The 17,902-nt window shown below is 68.3% G+C and carries 17 protein-coding genes and 1 pseudogene; 7 read left to right on the top strand and 11 right to left on the bottom strand.

All coding sequences use genetic code 11. The annotated features are described in order from the left end of the window. Positions 1-71: 71 nt before the first annotated feature. The 7 genes from nagA to ACIRQP_RS37675 form a co-directional block, all read right to left on the bottom strand. Positions 72-1,415: an N-acetylglucosamine-6-phosphate deacetylase gene (nagA, locus tag ACIRQP_RS37705; protein ID WP_403899019.1), complete on the bottom strand. Its 1,344-nt coding sequence runs from the start codon at positions 1,413-1,415 to the stop codon at positions 72-74. Then, the gene (locus tag ACIRQP_RS37700) at positions 1,412-2,884 is read right to left on the bottom strand and encodes a glycoside hydrolase family 3 protein (protein ID WP_403899016.1); all 1,473 of its coding nucleotides are present in this window, start codon (positions 2,882-2,884) and stop codon (positions 1,412-1,414) included. The genes nagA and ACIRQP_RS37700 overlap by 4 nt, the downstream gene beginning before the upstream one ends. Positions 2,885-2,945: 61 nt before the next feature. After that, positions 2,946-3,785: a carbohydrate ABC transporter permease gene (locus ACIRQP_RS37695; protein ID WP_403899013.1), complete on the bottom strand. Its 840-nt coding sequence runs from the start codon at positions 3,783-3,785 to the stop codon at positions 2,946-2,948. Beyond that, complete coding sequence (locus tag ACIRQP_RS37690) at positions 3,782-4,753, bottom strand: carbohydrate ABC transporter permease (RefSeq protein WP_403899010.1); 972 nt, start codon at positions 4,751-4,753, stop codon at positions 3,782-3,784. Before ACIRQP_RS37690 ends, ACIRQP_RS37695 begins: the two co-directional genes overlap by 4 nt. Before the next feature lie 18 nt (positions 4,754-4,771). Next, positions 4,772-6,064 carry an extracellular solute-binding protein gene (locus ACIRQP_RS37685; RefSeq protein WP_403899007.1) on the bottom strand — a complete coding sequence of 431 codons (1,293 nt, stop codon included), beginning with the start codon at positions 6,062-6,064 and terminating at the stop codon, positions 4,772-4,774. Between the two features lie 5 nt (positions 6,065-6,069). Beyond that, complete coding sequence (locus tag ACIRQP_RS37680; RefSeq protein ID WP_403899005.1) at positions 6,070-7,287, bottom strand: ROK family protein; 1,218 nt, start codon at positions 7,285-7,287, stop codon at positions 6,070-6,072. A 350-nt stretch (positions 7,288-7,637) separates the two neighbouring features. Continuing rightward, on the bottom strand, positions 7,638-7,793 hold the full coding sequence (locus tag ACIRQP_RS37675; RefSeq protein WP_403899002.1) for a hypothetical protein: 156 nt from the start codon (positions 7,791-7,793) through the stop codon (positions 7,638-7,640). Between the two features lie 120 nt (positions 7,794-7,913). On the opposite strand from ACIRQP_RS37675, the pseudogene ACIRQP_RS37670 reads away from it, so the two are divergent. After that, positions 7,914-8,755 (top strand): annotated as a pseudogene (locus ACIRQP_RS37670) (DUF6461 domain-containing protein). Positions 8,756-8,829: 74 nt separating this feature from the next. Here the strand turns inward: ACIRQP_RS37670 and ACIRQP_RS37665 are convergent. Continuing rightward, positions 8,830-9,623 (bottom strand): IS5 family transposase gene (locus ACIRQP_RS37665; protein ID WP_403899093.1). Its coding sequence is split into 2 segments (ribosomal slippage): positions 8,830-9,308 and positions 9,308-9,623, totalling 795 coding nucleotides; the frame shifts between segments, so codons are not numbered across the junction. Positions 9,624-9,772: 149 nt separating this feature from the next. Here ACIRQP_RS37665 and ACIRQP_RS37660 point away from each other — a divergent pair. After that, a complete protein-coding gene (locus ACIRQP_RS37660) occupies positions 9,773-10,387 on the top strand; it encodes a hypothetical protein (protein WP_403899091.1) in 615 nt (204 codons plus the stop codon). Positions 10,388-10,408: 21 nt separating this feature from the next. After that, entirely contained in the window at positions 10,409-10,840 is a 432-nt protein-coding gene (locus ACIRQP_RS37655; protein ID WP_403898999.1) for a PPC domain-containing DNA-binding protein, read from the top strand. Positions 10,841-11,143: 303 nt separating this feature from the next. Here ACIRQP_RS37655 and ACIRQP_RS37650 read toward each other — a convergent pair whose 3' ends face one another. Both ACIRQP_RS37650 and ACIRQP_RS37645 read right to left on the bottom strand, forming a co-directional pair. Then, positions 11,144-12,085: an NADP-dependent oxidoreductase gene (locus tag ACIRQP_RS37650; RefSeq protein WP_403898996.1), complete on the bottom strand. Its 942-nt coding sequence runs from the start codon at positions 12,083-12,085 to the stop codon at positions 11,144-11,146. Between the two features lie 75 nt (positions 12,086-12,160). Then, on the bottom strand, positions 12,161-13,078 hold the full coding sequence (locus tag ACIRQP_RS37645; RefSeq protein WP_403898993.1) for an NADP-dependent oxidoreductase: 918 nt from the start codon (positions 13,076-13,078) through the stop codon (positions 12,161-12,163). A gap of 307 nt (positions 13,079-13,385) precedes the next feature. Here ACIRQP_RS37645 and ACIRQP_RS37640 point away from each other — a divergent pair, with 307 nt between their 5' ends. Genes ACIRQP_RS37640 through ACIRQP_RS37630 form a run of 3 tightly spaced genes read left to right on the top strand, consistent with a single transcriptional unit; the run spans position 13,386 to position 15,531 of the window. Then, a complete protein-coding gene (locus ACIRQP_RS37640; RefSeq protein WP_403898991.1) occupies positions 13,386-14,030 on the top strand; it encodes a TetR/AcrR family transcriptional regulator in 645 nt (214 codons plus the stop codon). 9 nt (positions 14,031-14,039) lie between these two features. Then, positions 14,040-15,260: a hypothetical protein gene (locus ACIRQP_RS37635; RefSeq protein ID WP_403898988.1), complete on the top strand. Its 1,221-nt coding sequence runs from the start codon at positions 14,040-14,042 to the stop codon at positions 15,258-15,260. 43 nt (positions 15,261-15,303) lie between these two features. Next, complete coding sequence (locus ACIRQP_RS37630) at positions 15,304-15,531, top strand: transposase (RefSeq protein ID WP_403898985.1); 228 nt, start codon at positions 15,304-15,306, stop codon at positions 15,529-15,531. 123 nt (positions 15,532-15,654) lie between these two features. Here the strand turns inward: ACIRQP_RS37630 and ACIRQP_RS37625 are convergent, their stop codons facing one another. Beyond that, the gene (locus tag ACIRQP_RS37625) at positions 15,655-16,731 is read right to left on the bottom strand and encodes a 1-aminocyclopropane-1-carboxylate deaminase/D-cysteine desulfhydrase (protein WP_403898982.1); all 1,077 of its coding nucleotides are present in this window, start codon (positions 16,729-16,731) and stop codon (positions 15,655-15,657) included. Positions 16,732-16,816: 85 nt separating this feature from the next. On the opposite strand from ACIRQP_RS37625, the gene ACIRQP_RS37620 reads away from it, so the two are divergent. Next, positions 16,817-17,710 (top strand): LysR family transcriptional regulator, encoded by an 894-nt coding sequence (locus ACIRQP_RS37620; RefSeq protein WP_403898979.1) that lies wholly within the window; start codon positions 16,817-16,819, stop codon positions 17,708-17,710. The last annotated feature ends 192 nt before the right edge of the window (positions 17,711-17,902 follow it).

Genomic DNA, 17,902 nt, shown 5'->3' with positions numbered 1-17,902 from the left:
TCGCCCGCGAGGAGGTGCTGCGCGCACGGGCCGAGGAGGGCGCCGGACCTCACCGGTACGAGTGTCGGTCGTTACCGGAACCCCGTTCGTCGGGAATCGGGTGATGCCCGGATGGCGCCGGTGGCGGCTGTCTGCCGTTGCCCCGCGAGCCAGACGTGCGCGGGGCTCAGTTCGTCGTCGAGTTCGACGAGGTCCGCGCGGAGCCCGACGCGCAGGGTTCCGCGGTCGGTCAGGCCGAGCAGCCGGGCGGCCGTGGTGGCGGCCATCTGTACGGCGTCCGTGAGCGGGAGGCCGAGGTCGCGGGCAGCTCTGCGGAAGGCTTCGGCGACGAACAGGGTCGATCCGGCCAGGGTGCTGGTGCCCCGCAGCTGGGCGACTCCGTCCGTGACGGTGACCTCTCGGTCGGCGAAGCGATAGGTGCCGTCGTCCATTCCGGCCGCCGGCATGGCGTCGCTGACCAGCATCAGCCGGTCCGCTCCCGCGAGACGGTGTGCGATGCGCACCGCGTCGTCGGCGACATGGTGGCCGTCGAGGATCAGTTCGCACACCAGCCGTGGATCGAGCAGTGCCGTGGCCACGGGTCCGGGCCGGCGGTGGTGCAGTGGCGGCATGGCGTTGAACAGATGGGTGACGGCCCGTGCGCCGAGATCGGTGGCCTGCTGGAAGGTGTCGGAGGACGAGTCGGTGTGGCCGAGGCAGAGAACGAGCTCACCGGCGTGCTCCCGGATGAAGGTGAGGGCGCCGGGGAGTTCGGGGGCGAGGGTCATGGATACGGCGTGTCCGCCGGCGGCGGCCAGGAGCCGTTCCAGCGTGTCCGCACAAGGGCTGCGCAGGGCGGTGGGTGTCTGGGCGCCGCGGCGTTCGGGGGACAGGAACGGCCCCTCGAAGTGGATGCCCACGAGATTGGGTGCGGATCCGTCGTCGATGACGGTGGCGATGGCGCGTACGGCGGCCTCCATCGCGGCCGGGTCGATGGTGGCCACGGATGCCAGCATGGAGGTGGTGCCGTGGGCCAGGTGGCCCGCGGCGGCGGCGCGTACGTCGTCCGGATCACCGGTGTAGACGGAGTGGCCGGCACCGCCGTGGCAGTGCGCGTCGACGAAGCCGGGCACGACAAGGCGGCCGCCGAGGTCCACCGCGTCGGTGGCGGGCGGCGGCGTGCCCACCCCCAGGTCCTGGATGCGCCCGTCGCTGATCAGCAGCCAGTCGGCGCCCTCCTCGCGGCCGGGCGTGAGGAACCGTCCGTTGACCAGCAGCAGTCCCCCGCCCGCGCCGGATTCACCGCCCCTCCCCGGCCCTCCGGTCTCGGCGCCACCGCCCGCCGCCCGCCGCCCGGGGCCGCCGGTGGCTCCCGGTGCCCCACCCGTGGCGGGCGCACCGGGAGCCGGAGCCGCTCCGCCGTGTTCTTGGTTCACGGCGTGGCCAGCAGCACGCGGAGCGCGGCCTGGGCGCAGACGCGTGACGCTCCGAAAGTGCGTACCCAGCCGCGAAAGCCGCTGAAGTCGTCGCCGGGCACGCCCATGTCGACGACTACGCACCCCGGATAGAGCCGCTCCAGTTCGTTCAGCACAGGGCGCTGCCAATCGAAGCGGTGCGGGCTGCGTACCTGTAGTACGACGTCCGCGTCGGGCCCGAACTCATCGAGGAACAAGCCGATCTCGGCCTTGACGATTCCTTCTGCGTTGTAGGTGTCACCACTGACGGCGAGTGTTTCCACCTCGATGCCCGCCGCGCGCAGCGGTTCCTCCACGCCCCAGGCGGCTCCGCCCTGGGCGGGGGAATGGGTGGGGTCGAGCCGTACGGCCAGCGCCCGGCGGCCCCGCAGTGCCGGCTTGCCGTGGATCTCGGTGGCGTCCCATGCGAGCCGTACCCCCACCGAGTCGTCCCGTTCGGCGCCGGTGGCGCGGGGCCGGGTGCCGAGCCGGGCGATCCGCTCGTTCGCCTCGCGCAGCCGCGCCTCGGGCAGGGTGCCGTCCTCAACGGCGGTAACCAGCGCGGTGGCGGCGGCATCGACGTCGTCGCCGAACGCCCAGGCCCCCAGGCACAGGGCGTCGGCGCCCGCGCCGATGGCCCGTACGGCGGCCTCGGGCAGGCTCACCACATCGCTGATGCCGTGCATTTCCAGGGCATCGGTGATGACGACACCGTCGTAGCCGAGTTCGCCGCGCAGCAGCCCCTTCAGCACGGCGGGGCTGATGGTGGCGGGCACGTCGTCGAGCTGGGTGAGGCGGACATGGGAAACCATGATGCTGTCCACACCGGCGGCGATGGCCGCGCGGAACGGGTCGAGGTAGTGGTCGAGGAGTTCTTCGCGGGACAGGTCCACGGTGGGCGTGCCCAGATGGGCGTCGACGGAGCTGAGCCCGTGTCCGGGAAAGTGCTTGGCGCAGGCGCTGACGCCTGCCGACTGGAGGCCCTCGACCCAGGCGGCCGCGTGCCGGGCGACCAGGGCGCGGTCGGAGCCGAAGGTGCGGATGCCGTTGGGGCTGAACGGGTTGACCGCGGTGTCCACCGCGGGGGCCAGGTCCCAGTCGATACCGGCCTCGACGAGGGAGAGTCCGATCTGGTGGGCCGCCTCACGGGTGAGCTCGGGGCGGTCCAGCCGGCCGAGTGCGTGGTTGCCGGGTACGGATGTCCCGCCGTGCGGCTCCAGGCGGTTGACGTCGCCGCCTTCCTCGTCGATGGAGAGCAGGACATGCTCACGCAGGCCGTGCAGCGCGCCGGTCAGCTCCTTGATCTGCTCGGCGGAGGCGATGTCCTTGCCGAACAGGACGAAGCCGCCGAGCCCTTGGGCGACGCGGGCACGTGCCCATCTGGGCACCGTCCGCCGCCCCAGCGCGGGGAAGAGCACGCCGTGGGCAAGCTGTGACAGCTCAGTCGTCATGGGGTGAGTCCTCACGTTTCGTATGTCGAGTCCGACGCCCGAGGGGCGTCGACGGCCGCGGTCATCCCTTGACCGCGCCGCTGGTCATACCGCCGACCAGGCGGCGCTGTACCAGAAGGAAGAAGACAAGGACGGGCAGGGAGAAGATCGTCGACGCGGCGATCATGGCGCCGTAGTCGACGCTCTCGGCCGTCTTGAAGGACACCAGCCAGACCGGCAGGGTGTAGTTGCTCTGCGACTTCATGATCACGTAGGCGAACAGATAGTCGTCCCACGCGTTGACGAAGGCGAAGATCGAGGTGGCGACGATCCCCGGCATCAGCAGCGGCAGCAGCACCCGCACATACATCTGGAATCTGCCGCACCCGTCGACCAGTGCCGCCTCCTCCAGTTCGACGGGGACGCCCTCGACGAAGCCGCGCAGCGTCCAGATCGTGAACGGCAGCACGAATGTCATGTAGGTGAGGATCAGGCCGGGCACCAAGTCCAGCGCGCCGATGGACCGCAGCATCAGATAGACGGGGATGACCATGGCCGCCGCCGGCACCATCTGGACCAGCACCAGGATCACCAGGACCGCCCTGCGGCCGGCGAACCGGAAACGGGCGATGGCGATCGCCGCGAACAGCGCGATCACCAGCGACAGAACCACCGACGACACTGTCACGGTCAGGGAGTTGCGGACGAACACCCAGAAGTGCGGCTTGTCAAGGGCCCGCCGGAAGTTGTCCAGACTCAGGGGCCAAGGGAAGAACTGCGGTACCGCGCTGAGGATGCTCCCACGCTGTTTGAGGGCGGTCGCCAGCATCCAGTAGACGGGAAAGACCATCACCGCCGAGACGGCCACCGCGATCGTGTTGTTGACAGTGCGCCTACGCCGCGCCGGTGTCATCTCCCTCATGCCGTCTCTCCCTGCTTGGCGAGCCTGCGGACATAGGCGATGGAGAACACCGCGAGGATCAGGACCGTCACCACGGCGATGGACGCGCCGCCGCCGTAGTCGTTGCGGCTGAAGGCCGTCACGTACGCGTACACACCGAGTGTGGTGGTCTGCCCGTCAGGGCCGCCCTGGGTCAGCACCCATGTCGGTGTGAACGAGTTGACCGACCAGATCACTTCGAGGATGGTCAGAATCGCCAGCACGGGCCGCATGATCGGCACGGTGATGTGCCGGAAGGTCTGGAGTGTGCCCGCCCCGTCCAGCCGCGCCGCCTCATAGAGCGATTCGGAGATCTGACCGCGCGCGGCGAACAGTGTCAGCGCCACGAACGGCAGCCCCTTCCACACCGTCAGCAGAATGATCAGACCGAGTGCCTGGGTGGGGTGGGAGAACCAGTCGTACGCGGTGAGGTCGCCGAAAACCCTCACCTTGGTGAGCAGCCAGTTCGCCACGCCGTACTGCGGCTGGTACATCCACTGCCACACGAGGGTGGCCGCGACCATCGGCATCGCCCACACCAGCACCAGGCAGATGGTGGTGAGCACCCTCGCCCAGGGCGAGATCCCCATCAGCAGATGCGCGAGTAGGAACCCGCCCGCCATCAGCAGCGCCACACACACGGCGGTGAAGACCACTGTGCGCAGCAGCACGGCCCGGAAGTCCGCGTCGGAGAAGATACGGATGAAGTTGTCCAGGCCGATGAAGTCGGCCTGCCCGGTGAACAGGGACCGGGGGCCGAAGTCCTGCGTGGACAGGGTGAGCAGCCGCACCAGCGGATAGCCCTGGATCAGCAGCAGCGCGATCAGCGCGGGGGCGATCATCGCCCAGGGCAGCGCCCGCGTCCCGGCGGCCCGGCTCCGCCGGCCTGTTGGCCGGGAGGCGGACCCGGCCGCCGGGCGGCTTGGGCTGCGCTTGTCAGTCATTGCCATGGGGGCCCCAGGAAGGTGCTAGTCGCTGAGCGAGTTGAAGGCGTCGGTGGCGTGCTTGTCATAGGCGGCCGATGCCTTGGCGATGTCGGCGCCGCGCGCGATCTGCGAGAAGAACTGCTCGTTGTACCGCTCGGTCTCCAGCGTCGCCTCACCCGGGCTGCCCGGCAGCGGCTGGCTGATCTTGCTGGCCCGGGAAGCCACGGTGAGCTGCTCGGGCACACCGGCCGGGGTGAAGTCGGGCGAGATGGGCAGCAGATTGAGCTTGAGGGCCATCTCCTGCTGGAACGGCTTGCCGGTGATGATCCGCAGCCAGTCGGTGGCGGCCTTCTTGTCAGGGCTGTTGGCGGCTATGCCGATGGTGGACCCGGAGACGATCACCGGCATGGTCTTGTCGGCGGTGTAGCCGGGCAGCGCGAAGAAGCCGATATGGTCCTTCAGCTTCGGGTTCTTCTCCAGCACGGCGGCCGGCTCCCACGCTTTGACGTACACCATGGCGGCCTTGCCGTCGGCGAACAACTGGTCCTGGTCGGGACTGTCGGTGTTGACGCCGATGGACGACTTGGTGGAGCAGGTGTTCTGAAATGTGCGCCAGGCCGCGAGGCCCGCCTGGTTCTGGGGCGAGGCCATCTCGGCCTGCCACTTGCCGTCCTTCTTGGAGGCGACCGTGCCGCCCTTGGCGAATATGAACGGCATGCCGTTGAACCAGTACTGGCCCGGCAGATAGAACCCCGAGAAGTTCGCCGTCCCCATGTTGGCCCCCGCGAGGCTCCCGCAGTCCTTCTGCAGTTCCTCGATGGTCTTCGGCGGCTGCTCGATGCCCGCGTCCGCGAACATCTTCTTGTTGTACATAACGACCTTGGTGCCGCCGTACAGCGGCACCGCGTACAGCTTGCCGTTGTACTCGGAGGGGTCCGCCAGGCCGGCGAGCCAGCCGCCCGAGCCCTCGAAGGACTGCTGGTCACCGGTGAGATCGGCGAGCCCGCCCGAGTAGGTCTGCAGCGGGGTCTGGGTGTTGCCCATCTCCACGATGTCCGGCGGGTTTCCGCTCGCCAGCGCCGTCGTGATCTTGGTCGCGGCCCCGTCCCACTGCTGGACCTGGACGTCCACCGTCATGTCCGGGTACTTCTTGGCGAACTCGGCGTTGACGGACTTGATCAGCGGACTGTCCCCGGGGCCGCCGGTCATCACCCAGACCGTCAGCTTGTTGTCGGATTCGGCGCTGGTACCGCCGCCCGAGCCGCCACACCCTGTCAGCGCGAGCGCCATGACGGGAAGTGCCGCGAGCGCGCACCGCCACCCTGATCGGTTCATTGTCCTCACCCTTCTGTCCTGTGGCCGTTGTGGCTGGTCGCCGGGGATTCGGCGAGCCGCCCCGTGACCAGTTCACGGTCGACGTCGATCGAAGCCATGTGCTCGGCGCTGATGCCGAGCGAGTCGTAGAGCCGGCCCAGCGAGGACGCCATCGCGCCCAGCAGCCCCGCCGAGTCACCGAGATCGGATTTCCTGACCACACTGCGCACGCCCACGCTCCCGGCGACCTGGTCGCTGATCGCCTCCAGTCGGCCCGCGTCGAACGACTCGGAAAAGCCGCCGGTGAGAACGACCGTCGCGGGCTCATAGGCGAGCGAGACGACCGTGACGAGATGGGCCAGCGCCTCGTGGACCTCCTCCAGCAGCCCCGCGTACGTGGCCGGATCCGAGAACAGGGCCTGCGCCCTGGGCACATCGACCCCCCGGCTGCGGGCGTACGCCACCAGCCCGGCGCCGGAGAGCAGATCACGCAGCCGCTCGCCGCGTCCTGGCAGCGGCAGACGGCCGAACTCGCCCAGCAGCCCCGACCTGCCGGCCCTCACATGGCCGTCGAAGGAGACGGCGGAGCCGAGGCCGGTGCCCATGGCGAGCAGCACTGCCGTCTCTCGCTCCGGGAGGAATCCGTACTGGAGTTCGCCCAGCAGGGCGAGGTTGGAGTCGTTGCCCACCACGGTGGGCACACCGATCAGCCGGGATACGGTCTCGATGAACGCGGTGCCCGTGATCTGGCCGAGGTTGTGCGAGGCGGCGACAGAACGCCCGTCGCCGGTCACCACACCGGGCAGGCCGATGGTGACCGTGTGCAGAGGCGCGCCACCACCGTGGCGGGCGACCAGATCCGTGACCCGGCCGGCCACCCACCCGGCGAGAGAGTCGGCGCCCGCCGCACGCGGTGTCCTGTCCCGGCTCCTGATCACGGCCCGGCCCAGCGCGTCCGCCACCACGATGCGGCAGTTGGTACCACCCAGGTCGATACCGCACACCAGGGCGGAGCGGCCGTTGAATCCGACGGAGACGGACTGCCTGCCGGGTCCCTCGCGCAGCAGCCGCCGGCCCTCGCGGACCAGGCCGTCGGCCATCAGCTCGTCGACGATACGAAACACCGTCGCACGGCTGAGACCGGTGTCGGCGATGAGTTGCTGACGGTCCATCTCGACGCCCGACAGCAGGGCCGAGAGCACGGCGCTGCGGTTGGAGGCGCGGGGAAGTGAAGTAGTTGCCACAATTCTTCTCACGCTGAGATTAATAGGTGGGCATCACTGTAACCACGACACGCCGACGAGAACCAGACACGTGAGTTACGTTCCGGTAAAGCCCTCACAGCCCACTCCGCCCCCAGCCGCCCCACCCGGACCGCCCAAGCGCACGCCGCCATATCCCGGCCGAAGCGCCCGGGACGGCCGCGGACCGTGCGTTCCATCCGCACCCTGGTCCCGCGCCTCGCGCGGGAGAACCCCACGACGGCCGCCACGGCGAGCAGCGAGCACTCCCGGAAAACGCGTCAGGGGCCATCCGAAGACGGCCCCTGAGCTGTGAAAATATCCGAAACGGACTCCAGCGCCCGCTTGGTCAGCTACTGCACCAGCCCACCCCCACTGGTCAGTTGCAGGCCCTCGCTGCGGGCCCGGTCGCCCAGCATCGCGACGAGCTGTTCATCCAGCGCAGCCGACGGCATCGCACCACCTGCCGACTCCTGGGCGGTCTCGTGCTCGATCGTCAGCTCGCTCACGTAGAGCTCGTAACAGGATCATGTTGCTGACACGGACTCGGCGCGACCCGAGGACCAGTGCCAGCTGTAAGAACCGGCTTGCACCGGGCGTTGTCAGGGGCATCAGGCACACTGCGCCGTATGAACTTGGTGACCGCGCACGACTTCGCCTGGATCCGCACCTCGCCGCTCTTCCGCCACGCGATGGAGAGCGGATACACCCTGACATTGATACGGGGGCGGACCCCGCGCGAGGTGCTGCGCGCGATGGAGGCGGAACCGCGCGGCACCGGGGAGGGAACGGCCGGGCTGATCGAGGCGGACGACGCCCACCGCGCCGAGGTGGACTACGACTACTGGGACGAGTCCTACGTCGCGGGCGCCTTCAGCACTCCGGGCGAGAACGGCGACTGGACACTCGTCCTCGGCTTCGACGGTGGCCTGGGGATCGCGGGCACGAGCGTGGAAACGCTGTCGAAGGGCGGCCGGGTCGTGGCGCACTCGACCAACGGCGGCAAGCCCATCCACCTCTTCCACTGGTTCGAGGACGGTGAGCTCCGTACGACGTTCGAGGGCCCCTCGTCGCGCGACGGCAACACCCCCGATGAACTGGTCCCCCTGCTGCGGGAAGTCGGCTTCCCCCTTACCCCCGAGGGAGAGCACGACGAGAGCGCCCCGGACGTCGACCGGAAAGCGGCGGTCCTCGCTCTGGCCGAGAGACTCACCGGCATACGCGTCACCGAATCCCTCCTCCAGGACGCTACGTACGAACTGGGACTCGTCCCCGAACAGCACGCCGAGGAGTGGACCGGCTGGTCATCGACATCACCGATGCCCACGGGGAGCGCCTGCACAGGGAATGGACCTACGAGGAGATCGCGACCGCGTCGGACCGCGCACGGGCGGAGGCAAACGCGCCGGTCGAGATCACCTACAACGAGCCGCCGACCATGGATCGTTCGGAGCACGACACAGGTAAGTAGCGAGCGCGTGGAGGGTGCCCCGACGCACTCACCGCCTTCTACAAGGGAACTTGCCTCCACGGGGGCTTCTGCGATCATGGTCCGGCAGCCCTCTTGAGCCGTCGCCAGCAGATGAGGCCGCAGCCCAGCGAGACGAAGGCATTGTGGAGGTCGAGGCGTCGCTCCCACCGCACGGCCAGGCGCTTGAACTGGTGCAGCAGGGCGAAGGTCCGCTCGACAACGTAGCGGAGCTTGCCCAAGCCCTTTATGTTCGGGGCGCCCCTGCGGGAGATCACCGGCAGGATCCGGCGGCACCGAAGTTCACGGCGCACAGCGCATGAGTCGTACGCCTTGTCGCCCAGGACGGACTCGGGTCGCCTTCGTGGGCGGCCGGTCCGTCCGGCGACGGGCGGGATGCCGTCGACCAGGTTGAGGGTCTGGGTGATGTCATTGACGTTGGCGGCAGTTGTGATGACCCGGAGCGGGGTGCCGCGCCCGTCGCAGATCAAGTGGTGTTTGCTGCCTGTCTTCCGCCGGTCGACCGGCGACGGACCGGTTGCGGCACCCCCTTTTTCGCGCGGACGTGAGAGCCGTCCACGCACGCGCGCGTCCAGTCGAGTTCGCCGGCCGCGTGCAGTTCGGCGAGCAGGATACGGTGCAGTTGCTCGAAGACTCCGGCCTTCTGCCAGCGGTCCAGACGTCGCCAACAGGTCTGTCCGGAGCCGAAACCGAGCTCCAGCGGCAGGAGTTGCCAGGCGATGTCCTGACACAAGACGTACAAGATGCCCTGCAGGCACAGCCGGTCTGGTACCGGTTTCGGCCCTGGTGACCGCTCGGGCCAGGGCGGCAGCAGCGGTTCGATCCGTGCCCAGAAGTCGTCGTCCACGATCCACGGCCGAGTCGTCACACGACGCAAACGGCCGGATCATCACATCGGTTACGCCCGACCAGGGCACCTCAACAAGATCTTGTTACAAATTCGTAGCGACTCTCATTGATCAGTAGATTGGCTGACCAGGCCCGGAGTGCGGTTCCGGGATTGCTCCGTCCGTTTCTCCAGACTTCTCACCGAGCCCGCCGTGCGGTGGGGAGGCCGCCATACCTCGGCGTAGTAGTCCACGTCCCCTGCCTGGTCGAAATACACCGACCGCTTCGCGAACTCACACCACTGGCACCTTCGCCTTCGCCTCACTCAACGCCGGCCATATCGGGGACCTGCTGGAAGGAGTCGCCAGGTTCAACTGGTCCTTCCCGTCGCGAGCCGGCCTCGGCCTTCCCGTCCGCACGACGACCGTCGAGATTGTCACCGCAAGCCTCGGCAGCAATGGCGTGCTCCTCGACGGGCTCACGGACCGTGTTGACGGTCTCGTGGTCGCGGCGTTCGGCGCCGGTCACGTACCCGAGTCCTGGTGCGGTCGCCTCGTCTCTCTGGCCCGCGAGATCCCGGTCGTCCTCGCCTCGCGCACCGGAGCCGGCTCCGTTCTCGCAAACACCTACGACTTCCCGGGATCCGAGCGCTATCTGCTTTCCCGTGGCCTGATCAGCGCCGGCCGGCTCGACCCGCCCAAGGCACGTCTGCTTCTGTACGCGCTGTTGGCTGCAGGGATCGGTCCTGATGATCTCGCCGAGGACTTCAACGCGCACAGTTCCTGACGACCTTATGGAGGCATGGCCATGCGCTTCGCACAGACCACCCCCGGCAGGACCTTCACCGTAGTCCTCGACCACGGCGAGGACTTCTACAAGGGGCTGGCCGAGTTCTGCACGACGCAGAGTGTTAAGGCCGGCAGGGTGTCCTTCCTCGGCGGCTTCCGATTCGCCCGTCTGGTAGCCACGTGCGGGCCCTTGGAAAAGCCGGACGAGCCGCTGTGGGACGACGTCAAGGTGGAGTACCTGGAAGCCCTCGGCCACGGAACGCTGGCCTGGAACGTGGAGGAAGACAGGCTGGCCCCCCATATCCATGTGACCGCCGGTCTCAAGGGCGCCTCGGCGGAGGGACGAACGTCGCACCTGCTGGAGGCCACGGTGCAGTTCTTGCAGGACGGGCGACCACGGTACCTGCAGGACGGACACCACCCCTGGAGATCGGAGCCCGAGCAGCGATGATCGAGCCCCTCCCCGCCGACCAGGAACGCACGTGCTGCTTCGCCGCTCGGGCTCATGGGTGCGCCCGAGCGGGACGTGGTACCGGAGCGGGCTCGGGTTCGTCCCGGCCCGCCGAACCGAGGGCCAGACCTCGACCTCGTACGAGTGACAGACGGCTGCGGCCGACACCGGCCCGGTGGGACACTGCGCCGGTGTCGGGATTCACGAGGGATACCAAGCGCTATGGCGACAAGCTCGTCTACGAGGCGCTGGGCACGAAGTGGCGCCGCATCGTTAAGGACGACGCACGCGAACGCGGCGGCCTCACCGCACGCGGATGATCGTCTTCCCGTTGATCTTCTGGGTCGGGTTGAAGGCAGCGACAGCATCGTCGAGGCTCGCGACCTGGCCGATGTGCGTACGCAGACGTCCGTCCTGCACCCGCCGGGCGATCTCGGCCAGTTGGGTGCGGTCGGAGACCACAACGAAGTCGACCGACAGGCCGTTGGCCGGCCGCACCTCCGGCGGACCGGTGACCGTGACGAATGTTCCTCCGGCTCGCACCAGCCGCGCCGATCGTGCCCCGATGTCACCGCCGAAGACGTCGAAGACCAAGTCGACTCCGCCGACGTCTTCCAGCGTGTCGTTCTCCAGGTCGACGAACTGGTGCGTGCCGAAGTCGAGTGCGTCCTGGCGGTGGGCAGCGCGTCCGGTGCCGATGACGTACGCACCGGCCTCGCGTGCGAACTGTGCCGCCATCGAACCGACCGCGCCGGCGGCGCCGTGCACGAGCACGCTCTGCCCCGCCGAGAGGTGACCGTGCTCGAACAGCCCTTGCCAAGCAGTCAGGCCCGTCATCGCGACGCTCGCGCCCACCGTGAAGTCGACGTCACCGGGCAGCGGCGCGAGGTTGCGCGCCTCGACGACGACGTACTGGGCAAGGGTGCCGTCGCGGGTCCAGTCCGTGATGCCGAACACACGCTGTCCGACCGACAGCCCTGTCGTTCCGAAGCTGAGAGAGGTGACCACTCCGGCCACCTCGTGACCGGGGATCGACGGTGTCCGGTCCCGGCCGAGGCGATCGATCCAGGTCGAGGGCCATTCCAGCTCGTTTCCGGTGAAACCCGACGCATGAACTTCAACGACAACATCGCCGTAGTTCGCGCCGTCAAGACTGGCGAGCAGCGCCGCGTCCGGTTCGGGTCGCTCAGTCAGCGTCATCCCCGCGGTTCCGGCAGCCGGGTCCGTGACCACGATCGCTTTCATCTGTCTGCCTCTCTCTGCGTCAGTCTTCGTCCGTCCCCGTCGCGGCGTGATGGGGTCTGCGTGGTCTCCGCGCTCTTATGGGCGAACCTGGATGATCGTCTTTCCCTTGGCCCGCTCGGTCGGATTGAACGCCGCCACGGCATCATCGAGGGGCGCGACGTTGCCGATGACCGTTCGCAGGCGTCCGTCCCGCACCCGCTGGGCGATCTCGCCCAGTTGGGTGCGGTCGGAGACCACAACGAAGTCGACCGCCAGGCCCTCAGCGGGCCGCGCCTCCGGCGGGCCGGCGATCGTCACCAGCGTTCCTCCGGCTCGTACCAGCCGTGCCGAACGTGTCCCGATGTCGCCGCCGATCACGTCGAATACCAGGTCGACTCCGCCGACATCTTCCAGCGCGTCGTTGCCGAGGTCGACGAACTCCTTCGCGCCGAAGTCGAGCGCCGTCTGACGATCGGCAGCGCGCCCGGTGCCAATGACGTACGCACCGGCCTCGCGCGCGAGCTGGGTCACCATCGATCCGACCCCGCCGGCCGCGCCGTGCACCAGGACACTCTGGCCCGACAGGAGACGGCCGTGCTCGAACAGTCCCTGCCAAGCGGTCAGGCCCGAGATCGGCAGGCTCGCGCCGACCGTGAAGTCAACGTCACCCGGCAGCGGCGCGAGGTTGCGCGCCTCCACGGCCGCGTACTGCGCAAGGGTGCCGTCACGAGTCCAGTCGGTGAGGCCGAAGACGCGCTGCCCCACAGACAGGCCCGTCGTTCCGTAACCGAGAGCGCTGACCACGCCAGCCAGCTCGTGCCCGGGGACTGACGGCGTCCGGTCACGGTCGAGGCGATCAGTCCAGCTCGACGGCCACTCCAGCTCACCCGGGGTGAATCCCGACGCGTGAACCTCCACGAGCACATCGTTGCCCGCTGGCTCCGGCTCAGGACGCTCGGTCAGCGTCATCCCCGCCGTTCCCGCGGTCTGATCCGTGACCACAACCGCCTTCATCGGGCACCCCACCTGTATCCGGTCTTGGCCTGCACGGCTTGTGTGAACCAGTTGCAACTGGACGACTTCGTCCAGACTAGTGATGGGGGCACTGCCCGACAAACGCAGGCCGCCTGATGACGAGAACGCACAGGTCAACGCCGCGCAGAGCGCAACGCATACCAGGACCGGCGGGAGGCCTCAAGGGCACGGTCATTAGGCCAATCGAGACGGCATCGTCCAGATTCGGCCCGATGGCCACCACGTCCTCGCGCTCAGCGCACATAGCTCGACACCTCGTGCGGCGTCATGTCCGTACCATCGTGATGTGGAGGAGAACGCGCAGATAGCCGCAGCTGGGCAGCTGACGGCGCGCGGGGCGAAGACGAGGTCCCGCATCGTCGCCACTGCCGCCGATCTGATGCGCGTGCGTGGAGTCGGCGCAACGACTCTGGACGATGTCGTCTCAGCGAGCGCGGTCAGCAAATCACAGCTGTACCGACACTTCGAAGACAAGCCGGCGCTCGTGCGGTCAGTGATCGAACTTGTCGGCGAGCAAACCATAACCGGCGAGCGAGAACGCCTGGAGAAGGTGAGAACGTTCGCGGGCCTACGACGCTGGCGGGACGCGCTCGTCACGCACAATGCCCTGGAAGAGGGCCGGTACGGGTGCGCGTTGGGCTCCCTGGCAAACGAGGTCTCCGATCAGGACTCGGTCGCGCGCGGGAAGCTCCAAGACCTGTTCACCACGTGGCAAGAACTCTTCGAAGACCTCCTTCGCCGGTTCCAGCGGGAAGGCGTCATCCCGCAGGACGCCGCCGTGGCCCAACTTGCTACGGGATTCGTGGCGGCCGTCCAGGGCGGATACCTCCTCGCGCAGACCTCCCGCGACGTCACGCCGATGGCTTCCGCGATCGACATGGCCATCACACACCTGCACCTGCTCGCCCGCACACGGGACGCAGCATCGTAGCGGGCACCCGTGAACGCCAGCGGGTCCCGCGATCCCCACGCCGCGCTGAAGGTGACGCCGTTCGGGCCCGGCCGGGGACAGCAGCGGGCCGAGGTGGGCGCGGTCGGCGGCCGACAGCGGCGTGGTGCGAGCGACCAGGTGCAGGCGCCCGGCCCGGCCGCGGCGGCCGAGGAGCAGCGTCGTCGGCGCGCCCGGGCGGCCGGTGACTCCCGCGATGAGGCCCTCCGCGGTGTCGTGGGCGCGGACCTTCGACCAGCCGCCGGAGCGCTCGGCGTGCGCGCCACGGTGGAGGCTGCGCGCACCTCGGAGATTCCGCGCCACGCCGCGACCCGGCCCGATCTGCCTGGCCAGCTGCTTGCCGTCGCCTCCCTTGTCGCGTTGACCGCGTCACTGACCATGCCGTCGACGCTGGGCTGGAGCTCGCCGCTCGTGCTAGGCCTGCTGGCCGTCGCCGTGGCACTGGGAGCCTGCTTCGTGGTGACCGAGCACCGTGTCAGCGAGCCGATGCTGCCGCCGGCGCTGTTCAGGAGCAGCGCATTCAGCGGTGCGACCGGAGTCGGGCTGCTGTTCAATTTCGGTCTCTACGGCGTGCTGTTCTGCATCACCATTTTTCTGGAGCGCACGCTGCGCCAGTCCGCCGCGGTCACCGGCGTGGCACTGCTGCCGCTGACCGCGGTGACCGCGCTCGGCGCCCTGTTCTCCGGTCGCGTCACCAGCAGGTTCGGCCCCCGGCTGCCCATGGCGCTCGGGCTGTCCGGCGGGCTGCTCGGCACGTGCCTGCTGGCCGCCTGCGGCGACCACTCGGGGACGGTGGCGCTGGCGGTCTTCGGCGCGATCACGGGCTGTGTCGGCCTGTGCATGCCCGCGATGACAGGGGTCGCGCTGGCCGGGCTCCGGCCGCAGCAGACCGGACTCGGAGCCGCTACCCTCAACGCCGCGCGCCAGACCGGGGAGCGCTCGGCATCGCCCTGCTCGGCAGCACCGCGTTGCAGCGGCCCGGTGCGGCAGGCCCGGACCTGCCGCACCTGCGGCTGCCATGATCCTCGCCGCTACCGGCTACCTGATCGCCATCATCGTCACCCTCACCGCGATCGGTGGCCCCACAAGGCGACCTCGGTGATCACCGACCCCTGCTCCTGCGCGAGGGGTCTCCACGGCTACGGCCGCCCCCTGTCCTGGGGCGGCCCGTATTGTGCCATGACCGCGTGCCGCGCTACCCGTCAGACCTGACCGATAAGCAGGGGTCTGTACCGAGCCGTGGGCACGCCAGGTAATGAGGGACCTACCGTTGCCGTTGGCCGGCCGATTGGTACATGACCTGCGGGCGATGTGCGACGCGGTTGCCGATGTGGTGAAGCACGGGGTGGAGTGGCGTGCCCTCCCTCTCCCCGTCGATTTCCCGCCGTGGGAGACGGTATGCGCGTTCTTCGAGCGGTGGAACGGCCGCGGCCTGCCGCTATCGCCGTGGACACCGAGGGCTGGCTGCTGTGCCTGGTCGTGACCGCCGCGAACATGACCTGGAAGACCAGGTTCGCCCCGCCCGCTCAAGGGGCTGGTGGCATCACGCGGGCGACGCCCTTGCGGTTCACCCGTCGGCCCGGCGCACTTCCGATGGGCTGCGGGCTCAGTCGGTGATGTGGCCGACGACTTGGGGAATTTCGAACAGGTTGCCGGTGTCTCCGGTGTGCAGGAACGCGACGTTGCTGTCGACGGGGATCCGCCCGCTGCGGGCATGGTCGAGCAATCCTGCGAGTCCCTTGCCGGTGTAGACGGGGCCGACGAAGACGCCCTCTGCTCGGGCCAGCTCGCGGATGGCTGCTGTGCTTTCGGCGGACGCGACGGCGTAGTCCTCGCCGATGAAGCGCTGGTCGATGTCGATCTCGGCGCGGATCGTCGCGTCGTCGGGTACGGGCGCGCCCAAAGTGGCCAGCACCGCCTTGGTTCGTTCGACAATCACGCCGGGGTTCATCCGGTCTCCGTCGTTGAACCTCTGGATGGCGATCGACCGGAACTTCACCGGGTGTCCCAGACTCAGCTTGGCTGCCAGCATCCCCGGTAGCGCGGTCCCGGTGCCGATCGTGTGGTGGACGTAGTCGAGCTCGACCCCTGCGGCATCGGACTGTTCAAGCATCTCCCGGAACGTCAGGGCGTGCGCGATGAAGCCGTCGGGGTGCGCACCACCGGTCGCGACAACAAGGACCTCGTGCCCCTGCGCTTCAAGTTCGGCCTTGCGCACCGCGATGGCGTCGGTGATCCGCGCGGCCTCGTCCGGAGAATGCCAGACGTTGCCGCTGACGTTGATGACGTGGGTTTCGACACCCATCGTCTTGTTGAGCAGATAGTTGCCGCGGAACTCGCCGAGCTCACCATGCCGGGATACGTTCCGCGTCAGAACCAGGATCGGCGTGATTCCTACGCTCAGGCAGGCGGCAGCGAACTGCAGACCCGAGTTGGTCAGGTATTCGCCCTGGGTGATGACGTGTGTCACTCCGTTTTCGAGGGCCCGCCCCAGGATGAACTCGGCCAGGCGCATCTTGCTCCCGCTGATCGCACTAGGTCCTGCCAGGTCCTCGCGCTTCATGAAGAGGTTGATCCCGTACGCCGCCGACAGGTTGGACAAGGCGTGGAACGGAGTGGGGTAGAACCCGACCCGGCATCGGGGGAGTTTGTTGATCGCGGTGTCGAATTGCGTGAAGTCCATGCGCCCAGCGTCGGCCACGTCCCTGGATTAGCGCAAACAATGATCTCTTCTTGGTCGATAAGTTATCCTTACCTCCATGTCTTGGTTGTTCGATCCGCGGCATCTGGTGACCCTTGCGGCTGTCGTGCGGCTCGGCTCGTTCGCCGCTGCCGCAGAGGAGCTGGGCTACACCCAGTCCGCGGTCTCGCAGCAGGTTGCGGAACTGGAACGACGGGTCGGTGCGCGAGTCGTGGTCCGGCGGCCCGTCCGTGCGACCGAGGCCGGGCAGGTCCTTCTCGACACCGAGGCCGCGATCAGCGTGTCGATGAGTCGCGCTGCCACCGAGCTCGCGGCGCTCGCGGACGGAACCGGCGGCGAGGTGCGGCTCGGCGCGTTCATCTCGGCGGCAGCCTCCATCGTCCCTCCCGCGTTCGCACGCCTGCGTGCGACCCATCCGGCCGTTCACATCACACTCCGTGAACTTGAGCAGCGCGAAACGCATGCGCTGCTGTTCCGGGGAGAGATCGACCTGGCCATCACCTTCGACTACGAACACGCTCCCGGGCCAGTGCCCGCCGGGCTCATGCAAGAGCAGCTCATGGACGATCCGATCATGGTCGTCGTTCCCGTCGGTCATCCCCTGTCCGGAGCTGACAGTGTCACCCCAGCCGACCTGCCGTCGGACGCATGGATCAACACCGCTGTCGACTTCCGCGACTTGGCAGCCTCACCCGTCGACGGCGACCGGGGAAGCGGACATCGTTTGGACTTCGATGGCATGGACTTCCGCACCGCGCTCAATCTCGTCGCGGCGGGTCTCGGTGTCGCGCTGCTGCCGCGGTTGTTGCTGTTGGACGCTCCGCCGAGCGTCGTGGTTCTGCCCATGCGGCAGCCGACACTCGTCCGTCGTCTCTACACCTGCCGGCTCGATACGAAAGGCGTGACCGCATCGATCAGACGGCTGGAGATGTACCTGCGGGAGGCAGCGGCGGAACTCTGAAATACCGCACCGACCCTCTAGATCCAAGACAGACTTCGAAGTCAGCCCCTAGCCTCGCCGTTTCGCTTGGGGACGGCTGGTTATGGGGTCGGAAACGCGAAAGTGCCTTCCTGACCTGGGACGATGAACCTTGCTGAGGGGTTCTGTCGGTCCAGGCGGAGGGCACTTTCTACGTGCAGACTATCGGGTTGC

It is taken from the genome of Streptomyces sp. NPDC102274, assembly GCF_044766385.1.
GTDB lineage: Bacteria > Actinomycetota > Actinomycetes > Streptomycetales > Streptomycetaceae > Streptomyces.
This window is presented reverse-complemented; position numbering and strand designations above follow the sequence as displayed.